Here is a 17,464-nt window from a genome sequence, read left to right as displayed (position 1 = left end):
TCTTTGCCGAAATGCTATTCTGCGGCGGCAGTCGAAATCTGGGGGACGATCTGTGCGCATCAGGTTGCTGGGTGGCCTCGAAGTGACTTCGCCGGAGCACCGGCAGGTTCGCTTCACCACGCGCAAAACCTCGCTTCTCTTCGCAGCCCTCATCCTCGGTGGCCGCCGCGGTCATCGCAGGGAACTGCTTTCCGAAGCCTTCTGGCCAGGACGAAGCAATGAGCAAGCCCGCAACAGCCTGCGCCAGGCGCTGGTCGATATCAGGCGATCGTTCCCGGCAGGCGGAGATGCCACCGTCTACATCGACGGGGATCAGGAGACCGTCGCGCTGATAACAGGTCCTGATGAAACCGACATTTCGATCTTCGACCGCAAACTGGAGGCCGGCCGGACGGCCGATCTCGCCTTCGCCGCCGATCTCTACCGCGGTGAGGTGCTTGCAGGCGAGACCATTCCGGACGGGCTGGATGAGTGGTTTGGACCTTACCAGAGCACATATCAACGCAAGGCGCTGCAGCTGGTGGAGCGGTTGAGCCTCGCTCTCTCCGAGCCGGGCTCGGCGGAAGAATCGGCTTGCGAAGGGCTCGCCGAAAGGCTGCTGGCTGCGGACCCGACCGTGGAGGCCGCCCATCGAGCGCTGATGCAGATCCACGCTCTGAGGGGCCACGAGAACGCAGCTCTGCGCCAGTTCGAAGCCTGTCGGGCGCTCTTGAGGAAGCATCTTCAGGCCGAACCCGAGGCAGAGACCTCCTCCCTGGCCGCTTCGCTGCAATCGCGCCAGGGATCCGAACATCGGCGGACCACACCAGGCCCCGACCCCGTGCCGCAGCCGCAGGCCTTCTCAGCCCCGGCGAAACATCACGATCGGCCATCGGTTGCCGTATTGCCGTTTCAGAATTTGAGCGGCGATGCGGAGCAGGAATATTTTGCCGACGGCATCGTCGAGGACATCACCATCGCGCTTGCTCAATTCCGCCACCTCTACGTCATCGCCCGGAATTCGAGCTTCACCTACAAAGGTCAGGCGGTCGACATAAAGCAGGTCGGGCGCGAGCTGGACGTCCGCTATGTTGTCGAAGGAAGCGTGCGCCGCACGGGTGACCGCCTGCGCATTGCCGGCCAGCTCATCGACACGTCGACGGGTGTACACCTCTGGGCCGATCGTTTTGACGGAACCCTGGCGAATGTCTTCGATCTCCAGGATCAGGTCGCCTCGAGCATCGTCGGCGCCATAACGCCGAAAGTGGAGGAGGCTGAGATCGAGCGTGCCAAACGCAAGCCGACCGAGAGCCTCGACGCCTACGACTACTATCTCCGCGGCCTGGCGGCCTTCGACCGGACGGTCACCAACCGATCGGTCATCGACGAGGCCCTGCGGCTTTTCAGGGAGGCGATCGAGCGTGACCCGGAATTCGCCGTAGCGCATGCCCGGGCGGCACGCTGCTACGCCACACGAAAGAGCAACGGCTGGATGCTCAATCCCGCGGACGAGACTGCCGAAGCGACCCGGCTGGCGAGGAGAGCGGTCGAACTCGGCTGGGACGATGCGGTTGCGCTCACCTACGGCGGATATGTCATCGGTTATGTCGGCGGCGACCTCGACGACAGTGCGGCCTGCATCGATCGCGCAGTCTTTCTCAACCCGAACCTGGCCGCTGCGCTCGGCGTCAGCAGTTGGGTGAAGGCGTGCCTCGGCGAGCCTGATAAGGCCATTGAACACGCAACACTTGCCATGCGTCTCAGCCCTTTGGATCCGCGCCTGTTTGCCTGGCAGTTCAACATCGGTCTCGCGCATTTTTGCGCCGGCCACTATGACGATGCTGTCGCCTGGGCAGGAAAATCGCTACGCCACCAGCTGAACTACCCGAGCGCGATGCGCGTGATGGCGGCGGGCCAGGCCATGGCCGGGCGGCTTGCGCAGGCCCGGGAAACAATCGCCCGCCTGTGCCTGATGGACCCAGCCCTCCGACTTTCCAATCTCGCCGACGTGCTGCCACCATTCCGGCGACCGGACGATCGCAATCGATATATCGAGGCTCTCAGGATGGCGGGACTGCCGGAGTAGCTGCCGCTTCAGCGGCTTCTTCAGAACGAGGGGTCATGCCGGGCTATTGCCGACCCCCTATCGGCTAATTGCGAAACGATGCTGCTTCGTGCGAAAATGCCGCGCGATGGATCACACGGGCGAAGTTCTCATTCTCACCGGGCCACCGGGCTCGGGAAAAACCACGACGGCCGAGGCGCTCGCCCGCGAGCCCGGCTCGCCGAAGGTTCATCTTCATTGCGACGACTTCTGGCACTTCATCAAGAACGGCGTGATCCCGCCCTATCTGCCGGAAGCGCATGAACAGAATGTCGTCGTCGTCGATGTCTTGACCAAGGCGGCGACAGGCTATGCCGGCGGCGGCTACTTCGTCGTCGTCGACGGCATCGTCGGGCCTTGGTTCCTGGAACCGTTCCGGAAAATCGCGGCCCCCCTCCACTACGTGATTTTGCGTCCGCCGCTCGATGTCGCCATCCGGCGCTGCCGGGAGCGCGGCGGCGACACGCTGACCGATCCCGGCCCTATTGCCGCGCTCCATCAGCAATTCTCGTCACTGGGCCCGTTCGAGCAACATGTCGTCTCGACGGAGGGGCACGACAGGGAAGACACGTTGCGCACGGTGATCGAGGCTATGCGCAGCGGCATGTTTCGCCTGGCGTCATAACGCAAGCCCCTCAACTTTTGGCGCAAGCGGCAGACACTGTCGGGATCCTCTCACCCGATCCCGGTTCGTCCTCTCCGAGCGAGCCGGGAAACTCATGAGCGGACCTCATAAGTTCATGCCGGTATCTCCGGCTAATCGCCGCCGGGCTTTGCCCTATCTTGGGATCAAACCTGGGAAGGAGGACTTGAAATGATCAAGCGCAAGCTCGGCCAAAGAGGCCCTGACGTATCGGCGATCGGCTTCGGCTGCATGGGGCTGAACTACCATCGCGGGCCGGCGATGGAGCGTGGCGATGCCATTGCGCTCCTGCGGGCGGCCCACGACCGGGGTGTCACCTTCTTCGACACTGCCGAAGCCTACGGACCGTTCACCAACGAGGATCTCGTCGGCGAGGCGCTGGCGCCGATCCGTGATGAGCTGGTGATCGCAACGAAATTCGGCTTTAGGGATGGCCGGCCGGAAGTCGGCCTGGATAGCCGGCCGGAACGCATCCGTGTGGTCGTCGAAGAAGCTCTCAGGCGGCTTCGCACCGATCGCATCGATATCTTCTACCAGCATCGGGTCGACCCTGCCGTACCGATCGAAGAGGTGGCCGGCACGGTGAAGGATCTGATTGGCGCCGGCAAAGTGCTGCATTTCGGCCTGTCAGAAGCGGGCGTCGAAGCCACCCGCCGCGCCCATGCCGTCCAGCCGGTCACCGTGTTGCAAAGCGAATATTCGCTGTGGTGGCGCAACCCAGAAAAGGAAATCCTGCCCGTCGTCGAAGAACTCGGCATCGGCTTCGTGCCCTATAGCCCGCTCGGCCGCGGCTTCCTCACCGGCAAGATGGACGAGAACACCAGTTTCGAAGGCGGCAACGACCACCGCAAGACCAATCCACGTCTTTCAGCCGAAAACCGCAAGGCGAACCAGCCGGTGGTGGATGCGATCGAGGAAATCGCCGCCCGCAGAAACGCCACCGCAGCCCAGGTCGCCATCGCCTGGCTGATGGCCCGCAAACCCTGGATCGTCCCCATTCCCGGCACCACCAAGCTGCACCGGCTGGAAGAGAATATCGCCGCCGCCGACATCATCTTCACATCGGAGGAACTGGCCGAGATCGACGCGGTTTTCTCAGGCATCGAGATCCACGGCGACCGCTACTCGGGAACATCGGCAGCCCGCGTCACGCGGTGAACCGACGCCTCTCAGTCGCCAACCGTAAAGCCCCATGGCGAGGGATCGACCAATCCGAGCGGCGGCATCATTCCTTGAGGTCTACGGGGCGGCGTTTGACTTCGACGGCGGTGTCACGGCCCCGAGAAGCCCGCAAAACCGCCCACGAGAAAACGCGGGCGGTTGCATCATCGTGTGGCACCCGCCTCAGGCGCGGATGATCAGTCCTGCCCCTGCAGGCGGTCCATCACCTGGAGCAGCAGATCGGCGCAGGCCTTCATCGGTTCGTCCTCGGCGCATTTGAGATCAATCCGGGTATTCCCGTCCTCGATCCGGAAATGCGCTGCCTTGGACGGCGGTGGCGGCGGGCGATGACCGCGGAAACCACGGAAGCCCATGTCGCCTCTCCGACCATGCCAGCGGTAATCGGGGCGATCTCCCGGCCGCGCATCCGGCCGGTCCGTCATCCGCTCATCGTCATCAGGAGTGGACGGAGACGGCGGAGGAGGAGGCGAGCCGGGTTCGGCCGCTACGGGCGGAGTCCCGGCGGATGGCGGAGCGGGCGGCTGTTGGGCGAAGGCGGTGCCGGCGAATGCTGCAAGGGCAAGGCCTGATAGGAGAAGTCTTTGCATGGAAGCGTTCCTTTCGGAGTTATGAGGCGTGTCTGTAAACACCGCAGCGCGGCTTTGGTTCACGCCCGTCACGGCCTGTGATCAAAATCTGCAAATCGTCTGTGCGGCGGACCTTTCGGCGGACGCAGCGCTTCGGTTCGTCCATCCTGGCGAACGAGGTAGCTCGCATGCACGAAGCCGTCGTCGAAGCGTCCCTGGATGGTGACGACTTCATCCTTCGCGACAAGATCTCCATCCTCGCCGGCCCGGCCGGTTTCAACAAGCGCCTTGCCGCTCTCGTCCTGCAACACGAACTTGTTGCCGTAGATCTCGGCAACCTTGCCCTTGATGGTGACGAGGCTCGAAACCGGCATGGCCGAAATCGCCACCGGCGTCAGCGGCGCCATTTCGGGCATGGGACGCATCATCTTCACGGCGCTCGCGCCCCCGGCAGCGCCGATAACAAGCGTCACGGCGGCCGCGATCACGGGGATCGCCAGCCGGCGCCGGCGCTGTCCTGGCGGCACGGGCGTGGCTGCGCCCTCGGAATGCGCGTTGTCCTGGTGTTCATCAGGCATATATCTGCTCCTTGCTTCAGTAATGGCTGCAATCTAGCCGCCACACCCCCTCGCCTGCCTGAACCTCTCCGTTCAGATTGAGTTAAGCTCGGCCCGATAGTTTTGGGCCGTTCCCGTAGATGAAAGCCCTGCCCCATGCGCGTACTGCTCGTCGAAGATGACGAAGACCTGAGCGGCCGGATCGCTGCCGTGCTGCGATCGGAAAACTTCGTCGTCGATATCGCTCGCAACGGCGAGGACGCTCTCCATGCGGGTCTGACCGAACTCTTCGATGTCGCAATCCTCGACCTCGGCCTGCCGAAGATCGACGGGGTCAGCGTGCTGAAGGGCTGGCGCGAGGGCGACCGCAACCTGCCGGTTCTGGTGCTGACGGCGCGCGATGGCTGGCCGGACAAGGTCTCGAGCTTCAAGGCCGGCGCCGACGATTTCCTTGCCAAACCCTTCAAGGTGGAGGAACTGGTGCTGCGCCTGCGCGCCCTGGTGCGCCGGGCGTCCGGTCACGCCGCCTCGCGGCTCGTCTGCGGCGCGCTGGTCTTCGACGCCCAGCTCGGCACCTTCGAGCTCGACGGCCTGCCGCTGAAGCTGACGGCGCTGGAATGGCGGGTGCTCTCCTGCCTGATGCTGCGCAAGGAGATGATCGTCGACCGGCGCGAACTCACCGAGCGCGTCTATGACGGCGATGCCGAAGTCGACTCCAATTCCATCGAGGTCATCATCGCCCGCCTGCGCAAGAAGCTCGGGGGTGAACGCATCGAGACGATGCGTGGCCGTATCGAGACGGTGCGCGGTCGCGGCTATATGCTGACGTCGGCAGTGGCGCCATGAAGGCTCCCTCCCTCAAACCGAGATCGATCGCCGGCCGGCTGCTGATGTTCTCCGGCATCTTCGTGACACTGGCGCTCCTCGTCGCCGCCATCGTGCTCTGGCTGGCGCTGAAGACGGTGGTGCGCGAGCAGGTCGACCAGCGTTTGGACACCCAGATCAACGCGCTTGCTGGCGCGGTGACGCGTGACGCTGAGGGACGGATCGCCCTCTCCGCACCGCTCGATGCACCGCCCTTCGACCGCCCCTCCTCCGGCTGGTACTGGCAGATCGACGGCGCCGGGCAGCGCCTGACCTCGCGCTCCCTGATGAACGGCACGATAGACGCGCCGCCGCCCCGGCAGGATCTGCGCCATGTGCTGATGGGCATGCCGACATCAGGCAGGGGCGGTGATCGCGGAAGAGGGCCGCTCTACCTGCGCCAGGCAGTGCGCAGCATTGACGGCATGACGCTGACGATCACCGCGACCGCGCCGATGATCGCCCTCGTCGGCCCGGCGCTGCGCGCGCTCTTCTGGCTGGTGCCCTGCATGCTGCTGCTCGGCCTTGTGTTGATGGCCGGCACGCTCTGGCAGATCCGCTTCGGCCTGCGCCCGCTGAAATCCATGGCCGCCAATATCGACGCCATCAACCGCGGAGAACGCGCCCGCCTGCCCGACGAGGCGACCAAGGAGCTTGCGCCGCTCTCGGCGAAGACCAATGCGCTTCTGGCGGTCAACGAAGAGCGGCTCGCCGCAACCCGCATGCAGTTCGCCAACCTCGCCCACGGCCTCAAGACCCCGGTGGCGAGCCTGCTGCTGGCGCTCGACGAGCAAAACGATCCCAAAGGCGCATTGCGCAGCCTCGCCGCCCGCATCGACAACCGGATCAAACACCACCTCGCCGCCGCCCGCCGCGTGATGGCCTCATTTGACAATGTCGCCAGCACGGACCTCGCGGCATCCGTCGCCGATCTCCACCGCGCGATCGGCCAGATTCATGCCGAGCGCAACATCGCCTTCGACACCGATATCGCCCCGGGCCTGCGCGTCGCCTGCGACGAAAGAGATGTCGAGGAAATGCTCGGAAACCTGATCGACAATGCCTTCAAATGGGCCTCCTCGCGCGTCACCGTCCGCGCCCGCCGCGACGGCCCAACCGCCCGCATCACCATTGGGGACGATGGGCCGGGAATTCCGCCGGATCGGCTGGATGCTGTGCTGCTCCCCGGCGTGCGGGAGGATGAGCATGTGCCGGGCAACGGGTTTGGGCTGAGTATCGTGAGCGAGCTGGCGGGGCTTTACGGCGGGTCGCTGGTGCTGGAGGCGAATGGGGCGGTAGGGTTGCGGAGTGTGCTGTGCCTGCCGGTAGCGGTGGGGTTGGTTCCTGCGTGATGACGACAAATAACAAATGGCATCATTCGTTCAGATGAGTTCCACCCGTGACAATGCTGTGGAGGAAGATCGGGTTCAGCTTGGCCGCGATCAGCTGGCCGTTTCAGATAGGTCATCAGTGCCACCCCTCTTCCTCAAATCGCCATCTATCCTGCGTGTTGTTGTTGATCAGGGAATCAATAAATGACCGGTAGCTAAACGTGTCAGAGTCGGAAAAACGTGATGACAAGTTTACGTGGACATACGCAATCTGGTTTTTGCCGTACCTGGCGCAATATTGGCTATGGTGGCTGGCCCCCAAATGGGACTGGTGGTTCATCGGCCTTATCACTTTCGCGGTGACCGTGATCGCCATCGCCGGTTCTATCTGCATCAACTTGGCGCGGCGGCGCTGGTGGCGTGTCGTGTCGCTCTTGATCACACCCCTTCCGTGGCTAGTAATTATTTACATCGTTGCTGTTACCGGCATAACGCCCGACAGCGTTCGATTTGCTTTGAACAAGCAAGCGTATCTGGCAGAGATCGAACGAACCCATGTGACGGGCGGTGAGCCACGATTCAGGACATTTGCATGGGACAGTATGTTCAAGGCGATAACTTCTACGACGCTTGTGTACGATGAGAGTGATGAGATTGCCCTGCCCAGCGGCGAGCAATCCGCCGCCTGGCAACAGCGAACCCAAAAATTGTGCTCGGAAAAGAAAGAATGCGTCAATCTCTATCCTGGTTCGGACTGGCCTTTCAGCGTCAGCAAGGTTGGCGAACACTTCTACATTGTGGATCAAAGCATCATTGACGCGTTTCCCTAGCGAATTCCTTTTTCGTCATGCTCGGGCTTGAGCAGATCCTCGGCTCAAGGCAGCTCAAGGCCAAGGATGACGCCGAGTGAAGAGCGACGGTTGCCGGCAAACTGAGGGCATGTTTGAAGGAAGCAGCCCTCTTGTTGACACTCGGACAGCAAGAAATTACCTCTCGCAGGGGTTGAGGGAAAGCATCATGTCCGAACAGGACAATCCAGAGATTCCGCGCAGAAACAACGTGATTGGCATTTGGTTCTCGTCGCTGCTGCTTCTGTCAGTGGCGACTTGTGTGCTGATTCCGCACCTTCCGACAAAAGGCGTTTGCTACTTTCGGGACATTTGGTTTTTGAGATCGCTCTGGTACCAGAACCTTACCGTCTTTGACCAATTCAAGCAGCTTTGGCATTCGAACAGTCAGCAATGCGTATTTTTTGCCACGCGATCCATGCTGTCTTTATACTTTGCGACCATCGCATCTATCACGGCTCTAATATCGCGTCCCGAGGGAAGGCGGCCAGCTTGGAGGGGCTGGCCATGGATGGCGATAATCACCGTTCTGCTCGTTGGCAAACAGATTTTTTTCGACGGTTTCGATGATCAATCTCAAGGATATTACAAGTCGATGACCTACCGGACCTATGACTCCATTAATTCACTTATATTGAAGTCGGTCTATCGCATGGTCCTCTTTTACGCTCTGCTGACTTTTTGGTTGCTCATCGCGATCGATCGGCGTCGCAACAGAGTTCACGGCGACCGTGAAGCGTAATCGTCAGCTCCTGACGTAATACTCCTCTCAAAGCCACACCCAGCCCCCTTCCCCATCATCGCCGCTCTCGCCCAGACGTCTTTCGCCTCGCCTCTGCCTTGTTGCTCGCGTATCCTGACGGACGATTCGCCGTCCGCAAACGAGGGTGGGCATGAACGAAGCATCAAAGGAGAGCGCGATGACGGACGCCAAGGGCGGCATTTCTGGACTACGGCCGCATATTACAGTCATTGGCGTCGGCGGCGGTGGCGGCAATGCGATCAACAATATGATCGCGGAAAAGCTGGCCGGCGTTGAATTCGTCGCTGCAAACACCGACGCGCAGGTGCTGGCCACCTCCAAGGCGACACGCCGCATCCAGCTTGGCGCCAATGTGACGGAAGGTCTCGGCGCCGGTTCGCTGCCGGAGGTCGGCCATGCGGCTGCCGAAGAGTCGCTCGATGAGATCATGGATCACCTGGCCGGCTCTCACATGTGCTTCGTCACCGCCGGCATGGGCGGCGGCACGGGCACGGGTGCTGCACCCGTCATCGCCCGCGCTGCACGTGCAGCCGGCATACTGACGGTCGGCGTCGTTACCAAACCCTTTACCTTCGAAGGCAACCGCCGCATGCGGATGGCGGAAATCGGCATCGAGGCGCTTCGCCAGGCGGCCGATACGGTCATCGTCATTCCCAATCAGAACCTCTTCCGCATCGCTGATGCAAAAACGACGTTCGCCGATGCCTTCATGACGGCCGACCGCGTGCTTTATGCCGGCGTCGGCTGCATTACCGACCTGATCGTCAAGGAAGGCCTGATCAACCTCGATTTTGCCGACGTGAAGTCGGTCATGTCAGGCATGGGCCGCGCCATGATGGGCACTGGCGAAGCCTCCGGTGAGAGCCGCGCGATGAAAGCAGCGGAAGCGGCGATTGCCAACCCGCTTCTCGACGATATCTCGATGCGGGGCGCCAGGGGCGTGCTGATCTCGATCTCCGGTGGTTCGGATATGACGCTGTTCGAAGTGGATGAGGCGGCAAGCCGCATTCGTGACGAAGTCCAGGAAGACGCCGATATCGTCGTCGGCGCGATCTTCGACCGCAGCCTCGACGGGAAGTTCCGTGTCTCGGTGGTGGCGACCGGCCTCGAAGGCAGCCCGCTGCCCGCATCCGCCCCTCACGCCGCCGAGCAGATCCAGACGCGCACGCTGCAGTAAGCGCAGCGGCGCGACATATCCGAGCACGGCAGCCTGCGGCGTCTTTTCAGACGCGCGGCGCTGTCGTGCGCTCCGGGAAATCGCCGCGATCACCGGTCGTTGATTCGCGATCACCTGTCGTTGATCGTGGGAAGGTGCGTTACGACCTCTACGCGGCGCTTGTCATCCAGCGGCTCAATGTGCTTCTGCCAGAAGGCCTCGGCCTCCGACGTGTCATCCTCCCAGTGGCGGATTTTAACAATATTGTCATCGATCTTCGCCAGCCGTTTGCCGCCAAGCCGCAGGTATTCGTCCGCCAGTTCTTTCGATCGGGTCGTTTGCATGTCGTGTTCCTCCATAGGCGAACCGAAAGGCCGATCGTCACTACCGGGTTGGCCGGCAATCGGCATCCCCGTTATCGGCGCTTCCGCGCCTTCCAGTTAAACAGTACGGCGGGATCATGGTTCCAGATCATCGGCCGAAACCCGTCCACGCGGCCGGCTGAAGGCGTCGGCCGCCATCCATGTTTCGCACGGCCCGCCGCTCTTGCTGCCGGGACACCCGGAGACGCCTCGTACTGGCTGGAGAGCGGCCTTGTCCGGAACGGCAAGACTGCATACGTCGGGGCGATCTCGACGGCAGCCTCGACGACAAGTCCCGCGTCTCGGTAGTAGCGACCGGCCTGGAAGGCAGCCCGCTGCCCGCATCCGCGCCTCACGCCACCGTTAAACGCCCCGCCGTGAAGAGAACGGGCGGGGCGGCGTCGTCATTCCCGCGGTAAGGCCCAATAGAGCGTCGTGCGTCCTTTCGGATGCACAAAGGACGCTCTAACACTTTCAATCCTCGCATCGTGCTTTCCGAAAATCGATTCCGATTTTCGGGCCGATGCGCTAGACGAACAGGACGTCCGAGATATTGTGCACCACGGAGATTTCGTCGATCCCGGTGTTGGTGATGTAGAGATTATCCGCAGCTGAGTCATAGACCACGTTGGTAACCAGGTCGTCTCCCGGTATGGCGATGTTGACGTCAACCGTTGTCTTGACCCCGGTTTCGAAGTCGAAGGCCGTGCCGATATGCTCGCTGCTGGAGGAATCGCCGAAGAAGAACGTGCCGTCGACGGCAAAGCCGTAGCCGAGCCCGCCGGCGGCGAAGGTCTTGGACTCGATCGGGCTCAGCGTTTCGGGATCGATCTTGGAGACCTGCCAGGTGGAATCATTGATGCGGCCGACGACGTAAATGCCGGTCGAATCCTGCATCGTATTGACGGCCGTGAATCCACCCCAGTCGAACGTACCCGCCCCATTCTCGCCGATAAGGCCCGGGATTGGGTCGCCCCGCTGATCGGACGATCCGTCTGCGGCATCCCACTTTGCGAGATAGGTCTGATCGGGGAAAGGGTCCTCCTCGCCTCTCGCCTCGTTGGTTCGGCCGATGATCTCGCCGCCGCGGACCGAAAAATAGGTTCCGCCGATGTCATATTCGCCCTTGTCATAGTCGCCAAGAGAGATGGCGCCGCTGGCGTTGTCGGCTTCAAATGCCGCGGCGTTGTCATAAATGCTCACCATGGAATCATCTGGGAAACCATGGCCGGAGCTGACGTAATACTTGCCCGTTAGCGGATCGACCGCGACCCCCTGGAGCTCGTAATGGTCCAGGAAGGGGCGCACCACATCCGCCTGGGCCTCGACATGATTGGTGTTCAACGACTTCCCGTCCGTCACGCCGTCGACGGTCAGGGTGATCACGCCGGCATCCGCGTGACCGGCGCCGTCGGAGACCTTGTAATATTGGAGTTTCTCGGTGACATGCTCGCCATCGTCGAGGCCCGCCTTGACGGCCGGGTCGAGATTGTAGGTGAAGCTGCCATCGCCTGCGAAATGGAAGGTGCCGAACTCACCCGCCACGGCGGTCGTCTGCCCTTGCCCCTGACCGGCAGGAATGCTGGCGCCCTCGACCGAGCGCAGGAAGAGCGTGCCAGCCTCTCCCGGGTGATCATTGGCAAGCACGTTTTGGGCCATCTCGCTTCCTTCGCGGAAGGAGAAGGCGTCGTCGACCGCGACCGGCGGGCTCGTGACCCCGTGAATGTCGAGCTTGAAGTGGCCGACATCGGTATTGCCGGAGCCGTCGGAGATCTTGTAGCCGATCGTCTCCGTCAGCGTCATCCCGTCAACGAAGCCCGCCTTGGCGGCCTGGTTCAGCGTATAGGTATAGGAGCCGTCGGCCTTGACGTGGAACGTGCCGTATTCGCCCTCGATATCGGTGACCTGCCCGGCCGTCTTGGCAAGCGCCCGCTCGCCGTCGAAGAAGTTGAGAAACATATTGCCGGAGCCCCCGGCCAGATCATTATCCAGCAGATTGCCTGAGATCACGTCATTCTCGGAAGCGCTGCTGACATCATCGACCGCCACAGGTTTTGCAAGCTCTGTCATGGATATCTCCTTCAAGATCCATTCGCCTTGGTCTATCGGGAGGAAAGCAGCTGAGACCGGGACGGTCAACAAATTTTCTAGCAGGAGTAGTATTTTAGTTTTTCACAGCTTTGTCATGTTTGGAGGCTTCGCCCCAGGCGGATGCCTCCGACGCAGACAGCACCATCAAGACCGACGCGGCGACCAAGACCGCGGCACGATATGAATTCATTGAAATCCCCCATCCGCGCAGCATCAATCTTGCGCGAGTCGATGCACAGCACGACGGCAGATTTGTCCGGATTGAGGCGATGACGAGCGCTATATCATCGATCGACCAACCGCCCTTGCCTCAGCCCACCAACCCCTTGATCTTCGCCGCATCCTCCGCCGTCGCCGGGTTGTAGACCACCATGCTGAGATCCGGCCGCCCATCCACCTGGAAGGCGGAATATTCGAAAGCGAGTGGGCCGAGGATGGGGTGTTTGATGTGCTTGGCGCCCTCGCCATGGGTGCGCACGTCGTTGTCGCGCCACATCGCCAGGAATTCGGGGCTCTTGCGGCAGAGTTCGTCGACAAGGGGCTCGACCTCGGCCGCAGCACCCGCGCGGGCCGCATCCACGCGGAAGGCGGCGACGACGAAGCGGGCGACACTTTCCCAGTCGTATTGGGCGGCGCGTACGCGCGGATCGAGGAAGATGAAGCGCAGCACGTTGCGCTCTTCCGGCGGCAGCGCGCCGTAATCGGTTAGAAGCACAGTCGCCGCCCTGTTCCAGGCAATCACGTCCCAGATGGCGTTGCGGATCAGCGCCGGGCTCGGGTCGAGCGCATCGAGCACGCCCTGCAACCTCGGCGTCACACCCTCTTGCCTGTGGTAGCGCACCTCGGGCGGCCGGCCGAGACCAATGAGGAAGAGATGTTCGCGCTCGACATCAGTCAGCATCAGCGCGCGAGAGATCCGGTCGAGCACGTCGGCAGACGGCGCCCCGCCGCGCCCCTGCTCCAGCCAGGTGTACCAGGTCGGGCTGATGTTGGCGCGGCCCGCCACCTCCTCGCGCCGCAGACCAGGCGTTCGCCGCCGCTCCCCCGCAAAGCCGAGGGCGGCGGGATCGAGCCTCACGCGGCGGTCCTTCAGATAGGTGCCGAGCCGATTGTCCGAGGTGACGAATTCACCCATCCTGTTAGCCTTTATACCATGATAATGTCACTACTTTACCATGATATAGGCGAGGCAGATATGTGTCTCCAGCAAAACTGGAGATATCACATGCGCGTATTCGTCACTGGAGCCACCGGTTGGGTCGGCTCGGCCGTCGTCGATGAACTGATCGCTGCCGGGCACAAGGTGTTGGGCCTCACCCGCTCTGACAAAGGAGCGGATCAACTGGCGGCTGCTGGTGCCGCAGTCCATCACGGCACGCTCGATGATCTCGAAAGCCTGAAGAGCGGTGCGGCTGATGCAGACGCCGTGATCCATACGGCCTTCAACCACGATTTCTCGAAATTCGCCGAGAACTGCGCCGGCGACCGACGCGCCATCGAGGCGCTCGGCGAGGCCCTCCAAGGTTCCGATCGTCCGCTGCTGGTCACGGCCGGCCTCGGCTTTGCCCCCGGCCGCGTCGGCACTGAGAAGGATCCGCCCATGCCGACGTCGGAGACTTACCCTCGCGCCTCCGAAATCACCGCGGTATCGCTTGTCGCGCGTGGCGTGCGCGCCTCCACCGTCCGGCTCCCACCCTCGGTGCATGGCCATGGCGATCACGGCTTCGTGCCGATCCTGATCGATTTGGCCAGACGCAAAGGCGTCTCGGCCTATATCGGCGAAGGGCAGAACCGCTGGCCGGCTGTGCACCGGCTCGATGCCGCCCGGGTTTATCGCCTGGCGATCGAGCGTGGCGCCGTCGGCGGCCCGTTCCTGGCGGTGGCGGAAGAAGGTGTGGCATTCCGGGAGATCGCCGAGCTCATCGCCCGACGGCTCAACGTGCCGGCCGTCTCGCTGTCGCGGGAAGAGGCGGCAGAGCATTTCGGCTGGTTCGGAATGTTTGCCGGCTTCGACATCCCGACCTCGAGCGAGCATACCCGCGCGCTTCTTGGTTGGCAGCCGCAGGAACCCGGCCTGCTCGCCGATATCGACCACCCGGCCTATTTCGGTGGGTAGCGGAACCGTGCCGCTATATAAAAATGGAGCATTTCCGTGACTGGAGAAACCGGAAATGCCTCCCGGCTTGGCTCGTGAGGAGAAGCAGCGACAGCCCGAGCTAGTGCGACCGGCTCTCGTTCCTGTCGGCGGGATCGTAATTGATGTCCCAATCCTTCTCGGGCTTTTTCTTGCCGGGCGGGTTCTTGTTCACCGTGGCATCTTCCGAGCCGGTGATGACAGTCGGCTTGGCGCTGGCAACGCCACTGCTTTTTCGGTCCGCCCGCGACTTGGCGAACTGGCCAGCCGCGTCTTTCTCGGGAGTGGCCATATCAATCGCCCTTCTGCTTCAGCGCGTCACTGATATTCTTCGTCTCGGGGTCGCGATTGTTTTCGCCATGTGCGTCGCGGTCGCGATCCGGATCATCCTTGGCCTTCATGTAGCCGCGAGGTTTATTTCCCTTCGGCCCTTCCCAGTGGGGAGACTGGTCGGTGGTGCCGGGGGCGCCGTCTTTCGGTGTCGTCATGCCCATTGTGGTTCCTCCTTGGTTGGAACAGGGAAAACCGAAAAGATCAGCAACTGTTCCCGCGGCAACACTTTCGCATAAAGCGGCTTACCGTATCGAGGCGAGCGTGGCGCAGCAGAAGGCAAGCAAGGTGACCGCGGCGTTGATCGCGTGGGAATATTCCCATTGAGCGCGAAGGCTTTCCCAATTCTCCGGCTGCACGGTCCAGTTCTCCGTCGCCGCGTTCGCCGGCTGGGTAAAGACCATGAAGATGACGAGGTTGAGCGCGGCTGCCGCGACCGACAGCAACATGGCGGTTCCATCGCCCCTGAGGGCGATGGCATTGCCGATATTCGCCAGCAGGGCGAGCGGCAGCAGCAGACCGACGACCCACCATCCGGCATAGGCCTGTTGCGCAACGAAATAGTCCGACTTCGCCATCCCGATCTTGTTTAGGAGCGCGAAGGCGTGCGCCGCAGGTGCTGCGAGCGCCAGGCCCGTTATTATGACGGCGAGGAATCTCATGGCGGATAAACCGGCCGTGAGACGAAGGGTTCCTGCAGAAAATATGGAACAGTGTCGTCCGCCATCGGTTCACCATTAGTCCACCTCGAAAAGGAGCCGGAAATGAGCAAGACCAACGTCCGTGAACTTCAGAAACGCGCCGAACGGCAGGTCAAGAACACTAGCGCCGGCGGACATCTCGGCGGCACATATTTCGGGCAGCAACCGGACGGAAAAACCGCCTCGTCGACCAACAACGACAGCGCCAAGGCGCGGCCGAATGACGGAAGTAAATAGGTGCCGCGGGCGCGCTTCACCCCACTCCACCTAAGCACTCCGCGCCCGGGAACCTGGGCGCGCGCCTCTTCGCGGGCGATCCACCTCGCTATTGATTGGCGACGCCTGCGCGCTAGCTTCTGCTCGCGGCCGATCGGCCGCTGGGGATACGATTTTTGGATGAGGGCGGAGGGGCGAATTGGCATCCTATTCGATTGACGATGCGATCCGGGAACTTGCCCCGGCTCTCGGCAAGGCGCCGACGGGCGCGGTCAGCGGCGAATGGACAGCCACCACCATGCAGGCGGGGCATTCCTCCCGGACGGGCGGCTACCTCGATGCCGAGGGAAAGCATGTCCCGGAGGATTCCAGGCATCCGCTCGACATCATCGCGGATGTCGTCGAAAAGCTCGAAGCCTCCGAGGCGCCGCGTTTCAACAAGGTGGTGATCCGCTGGAAGAAGCCGAAATTTCCGTTCATGCCGGCGAAGATCACACTCGAAACCAGTTATGACCAGACGATCGTGCCGCGCGGCCCCGACGACCCGATCTACGAGACCGCTGCCGCTGCGCGGCGCGTCTTCTGGCAGAGCCGCGGCACGCTGCAGGAGAACTTCGCCGTCGAGCGCGGAACGGCCAACATTCACGCACAGACGAAATGGTTCGGCCCGCATCGCCGCATCCTCATCATCCATGCGCCGGGAAGGCTGTCACTTGCTACCGACGGGCTGTCGACCCCCTGGGCCGGCATATCCGAGCCGGAGAACGGCGTCGAATGCGAGCTTTTCATGGAATTCGACGCCGCGACACTGGATGCGGCCGGGATCGAAAACTGGGCGAACCTGTTGATCAACATCGGAGACCTCGTGGCAGACGGTTATCGTGTCGCCCGCGATGTCGAGAAGCACGGCGCCATCCTGTTCTGCCGGCTGACCGAGGATTACCACCCGATGACCCGCATCATGCTGAGCCGCGACCCCGGGCGCATCGACCGCCTGCCTTTCGGCTCCGTGCCGCTGATCCGGGCAACCCCGATCGCCGAAACCGAAGTCGAAGGCCAGGACCTTTCCGACGACTGGGGCGCTGCGGCCGCCCGCAACGCCCTGGCCAAACGCGGCATGGGGATTGATTGATGTCGCCGATGCCGGGCGATTATCGTCCGTCCTGCGCTATTCCTGGATGTCGGGTTCGACGACCTTGGCGAGGTTTCGCAGCGACTCCTGCCAGCCGAGATAGCAAGCCTCGGGCGGAATGACGTCAGGCACGCCTGCCTGCACGATATCCACCTCGGTGCCGACCGAAACCTTTTTCAGCGTCACGGTGACTTCCATTTCGCCGGGCAGGTTGGGGTCCTCGAACTTGTCGGTGTAGCGCAGACGTTCGCCCGGGACGAGCTCGAGATATTCGCCGCCGAAGGCGTGGCTATTGCCCGTCGTGAAATTGCGGAAGGACATTCTGAACGTGCCGCCGACAACCGGCTCCGAATGATGCACGGTGCAGAGGAAACCGTTCGGCGGAAGCCACTTGGCAAGCGCGTCCGCCTCCAGGAATGCGCGATAGACTTTCTCCGGGCTGGTCGCCAGAACGCGGTGCAGGCGTATGGTACTCGGCATGGTCGTGATCCTTTTTGGATTTACG

Annotated in this window: 20 protein-coding genes; 11 read left to right on the top strand and 9 right to left on the bottom strand. The window is 62.3% G+C overall.

The annotated features are described in order from the left end of the window. The first annotated feature begins 52 nt into the window (after positions 1-52). From OLZ32_RS30010 to OLZ32_RS30000, 3 genes are all read left to right on the top strand, one after another. Positions 53-2,065 carry a BTAD domain-containing putative transcriptional regulator gene (locus OLZ32_RS30010; RefSeq protein WP_264399422.1) on the top strand — a complete coding sequence of 671 codons (2,013 nt, stop codon included), beginning with the start codon at positions 53-55 and terminating at the stop codon, positions 2,063-2,065. 106 nt (positions 2,066-2,171) lie between these two features. Next, entirely contained in the window at positions 2,172-2,708 is a 537-nt protein-coding gene (locus tag OLZ32_RS30005) for an ATP-binding protein (RefSeq protein WP_003540954.1), read from the top strand. A gap of 189 nt (positions 2,709-2,897) precedes the next feature. Then, positions 2,898-3,884 (top strand): aldo/keto reductase, encoded by a 987-nt coding sequence (locus OLZ32_RS30000; RefSeq protein ID WP_017988798.1) that lies wholly within the window; start codon positions 2,898-2,900, stop codon positions 3,882-3,884. Positions 3,885-4,084: 200 nt separating this feature from the next. Here OLZ32_RS30000 and OLZ32_RS29995 read toward each other — a convergent pair whose 3' ends face one another. Next, positions 4,085-4,495, bottom strand: coding sequence for a hypothetical protein (locus OLZ32_RS29995; protein ID WP_017988799.1), 411 nt, complete (start codon positions 4,493-4,495; stop codon positions 4,085-4,087). A 68-nt stretch (positions 4,496-4,563) separates the two neighbouring features. Further along, positions 4,564-5,052 (bottom strand): hypothetical protein, encoded by a 489-nt coding sequence (locus OLZ32_RS29990; RefSeq protein ID WP_264399423.1) that lies wholly within the window; start codon positions 5,050-5,052, stop codon positions 4,564-4,566. A 135-nt stretch (positions 5,053-5,187) separates the two neighbouring features. Between OLZ32_RS29990 and OLZ32_RS29985 the strand changes: the two genes are divergently transcribed. From OLZ32_RS29985 to ftsZ, 5 genes are all read left to right on the top strand, one after another. Next, on the top strand, positions 5,188-5,877 hold the full coding sequence (locus tag OLZ32_RS29985) for a response regulator transcription factor (RefSeq protein WP_003540968.1): 690 nt from the start codon (positions 5,188-5,190) through the stop codon (positions 5,875-5,877). Further along, positions 5,874-7,247, top strand: coding sequence for a sensor histidine kinase (locus OLZ32_RS29980; protein ID WP_003540970.1), 1,374 nt, complete (start codon positions 5,874-5,876; stop codon positions 7,245-7,247). The genes OLZ32_RS29985 and OLZ32_RS29980 overlap by 4 nt, the downstream gene beginning before the upstream one ends. A gap of 200 nt (positions 7,248-7,447) precedes the next feature. After that, the gene (locus OLZ32_RS29975; protein ID WP_264399424.1) at positions 7,448-8,056 is read left to right on the top strand and encodes a hypothetical protein; all 609 of its coding nucleotides are present in this window, start codon (positions 7,448-7,450) and stop codon (positions 8,054-8,056) included. Between the two features lie 187 nt (positions 8,057-8,243). Further along, positions 8,244-8,816, top strand: coding sequence for a hypothetical protein (locus OLZ32_RS29970; RefSeq protein ID WP_264399425.1), 573 nt, complete (start codon positions 8,244-8,246; stop codon positions 8,814-8,816). A 178-nt stretch (positions 8,817-8,994) separates the two neighbouring features. Continuing rightward, entirely contained in the window at positions 8,995-10,014 is a 1,020-nt protein-coding gene (gene ftsZ, locus OLZ32_RS29965; protein WP_003540976.1) for a cell division protein FtsZ, read from the top strand. Between the two features lie 110 nt (positions 10,015-10,124). On the opposite strand, the gene OLZ32_RS29960 is transcribed toward ftsZ, so the two are convergent. From OLZ32_RS29960 to OLZ32_RS29950, 3 genes are all read right to left on the bottom strand, one after another. After that, positions 10,125-10,337: a hypothetical protein gene (locus OLZ32_RS29960; protein WP_003540977.1), complete on the bottom strand. Its 213-nt coding sequence runs from the start codon at positions 10,335-10,337 to the stop codon at positions 10,125-10,127. Between the two features lie 546 nt (positions 10,338-10,883). After that, positions 10,884-12,425, bottom strand: a complete 1,542-nt coding sequence (locus OLZ32_RS29955; protein WP_264399426.1) for an Ig-like domain-containing protein — start codon at positions 12,423-12,425, stop codon at positions 10,884-10,886. A gap of 331 nt (positions 12,426-12,756) precedes the next feature. Then, positions 12,757-13,581, bottom strand: a complete 825-nt coding sequence (locus OLZ32_RS29950; protein WP_164050772.1) for a helix-turn-helix transcriptional regulator — start codon at positions 13,579-13,581, stop codon at positions 12,757-12,759. A 90-nt stretch (positions 13,582-13,671) separates the two neighbouring features. Here OLZ32_RS29950 and OLZ32_RS29945 point away from each other — a divergent pair, with 90 nt between their 5' ends. Continuing rightward, positions 13,672-14,562, top strand: a complete 891-nt coding sequence (locus OLZ32_RS29945; protein WP_003540983.1) for an SDR family oxidoreductase — start codon at positions 13,672-13,674, stop codon at positions 14,560-14,562. A gap of 100 nt (positions 14,563-14,662) precedes the next feature. Here OLZ32_RS29945 and OLZ32_RS29940 read toward each other — a convergent pair whose 3' ends face one another. The 3 genes from OLZ32_RS29940 to OLZ32_RS29930 all read right to left on the bottom strand — a co-directional run bounded on the left by OLZ32_RS29940 (position 14,663) and on the right by OLZ32_RS29930 (position 15,572). Further along, positions 14,663-14,872 (bottom strand): hypothetical protein, encoded by a 210-nt coding sequence (locus OLZ32_RS29940; protein WP_264399427.1) that lies wholly within the window; start codon positions 14,870-14,872, stop codon positions 14,663-14,665. Position 14,873: 1 nt separating this feature from the next. Continuing rightward, a complete protein-coding gene (locus OLZ32_RS29935) occupies positions 14,874-15,074 on the bottom strand; it encodes a hypothetical protein (RefSeq protein ID WP_003540989.1) in 201 nt (66 codons plus the stop codon). An 81-nt stretch (positions 15,075-15,155) separates the two neighbouring features. Next, positions 15,156-15,572, bottom strand: coding sequence for a hypothetical protein (locus OLZ32_RS29930; protein ID WP_264399428.1), 417 nt, complete (start codon positions 15,570-15,572; stop codon positions 15,156-15,158). Between the two features lie 102 nt (positions 15,573-15,674). Between OLZ32_RS29930 and OLZ32_RS29925 the strand changes: the two genes are divergently transcribed. Both OLZ32_RS29925 and OLZ32_RS29920 read left to right on the top strand, forming a co-directional pair. Further along, the gene (locus tag OLZ32_RS29925) at positions 15,675-15,848 is read left to right on the top strand and encodes a hypothetical protein (RefSeq protein WP_003540992.1); all 174 of its coding nucleotides are present in this window, start codon (positions 15,675-15,677) and stop codon (positions 15,846-15,848) included. A gap of 178 nt (positions 15,849-16,026) precedes the next feature. Then, complete coding sequence (locus OLZ32_RS29920; RefSeq protein ID WP_264399430.1) at positions 16,027-16,959, top strand: hypothetical protein; 933 nt, start codon at positions 16,027-16,029, stop codon at positions 16,957-16,959. Between the two features lie 36 nt (positions 16,960-16,995). On the opposite strand, the gene OLZ32_RS29915 is transcribed toward OLZ32_RS29920, so the two are convergent. Further along, complete coding sequence (locus OLZ32_RS29915) at positions 16,996-17,439, bottom strand: SRPBCC family protein (RefSeq protein WP_003540996.1); 444 nt, start codon at positions 17,437-17,439, stop codon at positions 16,996-16,998. Between the last annotated feature and the right edge of the window lie 25 nt (positions 17,440-17,464).

Origin of the sequence: Rhizobium acaciae (assembly GCF_025941625.1) — a bacterium.
GTDB classification, from domain to species: domain Bacteria; phylum Pseudomonadota; class Alphaproteobacteria; order Rhizobiales; family Rhizobiaceae; genus Rhizobium; species Rhizobium acaciae.
The sequence above is the reverse complement of the archived record's forward strand: the minus strand, read 5'-3'. Positions and strand labels throughout refer to the sequence as shown.

Excerpts from the sequence above, each read along its gene's own strand:
- OLZ32_RS30005 (WP_003540954.1), top strand. The coding sequence starts at position 2,172 with ATGGATCACACGGGCGAAGTTCTCATTCTCACCGGGCCACCGGGCTCG.
- OLZ32_RS30000 (WP_017988798.1), top strand. The coding sequence starts at position 2,898 with ATGATCAAGCGCAAGCTCGGCCAAAGAGGCCCTGACGTATCGGCGATC.
- OLZ32_RS29995 (WP_017988799.1), bottom strand. The coding sequence starts at position 4,495 with ATGCAAAGACTTCTCCTATCAGGCCTTGCCCTTGCAGCATTCGCCGGC.
- OLZ32_RS29990 (WP_264399423.1), bottom strand. The coding sequence starts at position 5,052 with ATGCCTGATGAACACCAGGACAACGCGCATTCCGAGGGCGCAGCCACG.
- OLZ32_RS29985 (WP_003540968.1), top strand. The coding sequence starts at position 5,188 with ATGCGCGTACTGCTCGTCGAAGATGACGAAGACCTGAGCGGCCGGATC.
- OLZ32_RS29980 (WP_003540970.1), top strand. The coding sequence starts at position 5,874 with ATGAAGGCTCCCTCCCTCAAACCGAGATCGATCGCCGGCCGGCTGCTG.
- OLZ32_RS29970 (WP_264399425.1), top strand. The coding sequence starts at position 8,244 with ATGTCCGAACAGGACAATCCAGAGATTCCGCGCAGAAACAACGTGATT.
- ftsZ (WP_003540976.1), top strand. The coding sequence starts at position 8,995 with ATGACGGACGCCAAGGGCGGCATTTCTGGACTACGGCCGCATATTACA.
- OLZ32_RS29960 (WP_003540977.1), bottom strand. The coding sequence starts at position 10,337 with ATGCAAACGACCCGATCGAAAGAACTGGCGGACGAATACCTGCGGCTT.
- OLZ32_RS29955 (WP_264399426.1), bottom strand. The coding sequence starts at position 12,425 with ATGACAGAGCTTGCAAAACCTGTGGCGGTCGATGATGTCAGCAGCGCT.
- OLZ32_RS29950 (WP_164050772.1), bottom strand. The coding sequence starts at position 13,581 with ATGGGTGAATTCGTCACCTCGGACAATCGGCTCGGCACCTATCTGAAG.
- OLZ32_RS29945 (WP_003540983.1), top strand. The coding sequence starts at position 13,672 with ATGCGCGTATTCGTCACTGGAGCCACCGGTTGGGTCGGCTCGGCCGTC.
- OLZ32_RS29940 (WP_264399427.1), bottom strand. The coding sequence starts at position 14,872 with ATGGCCACTCCCGAGAAAGACGCGGCTGGCCAGTTCGCCAAGTCGCGG.
- OLZ32_RS29935 (WP_003540989.1), bottom strand. The coding sequence starts at position 15,074 with ATGGGCATGACGACACCGAAAGACGGCGCCCCCGGCACCACCGACCAG.
- OLZ32_RS29930 (WP_264399428.1), bottom strand. The coding sequence starts at position 15,572 with ATGAGATTCCTCGCCGTCATAATAACGGGCCTGGCGCTCGCAGCACCT.
- OLZ32_RS29925 (WP_003540992.1), top strand. The coding sequence starts at position 15,675 with ATGAGCAAGACCAACGTCCGTGAACTTCAGAAACGCGCCGAACGGCAG.
- OLZ32_RS29915 (WP_003540996.1), bottom strand. The coding sequence starts at position 17,439 with ATGCCGAGTACCATACGCCTGCACCGCGTTCTGGCGACCAGCCCGGAG.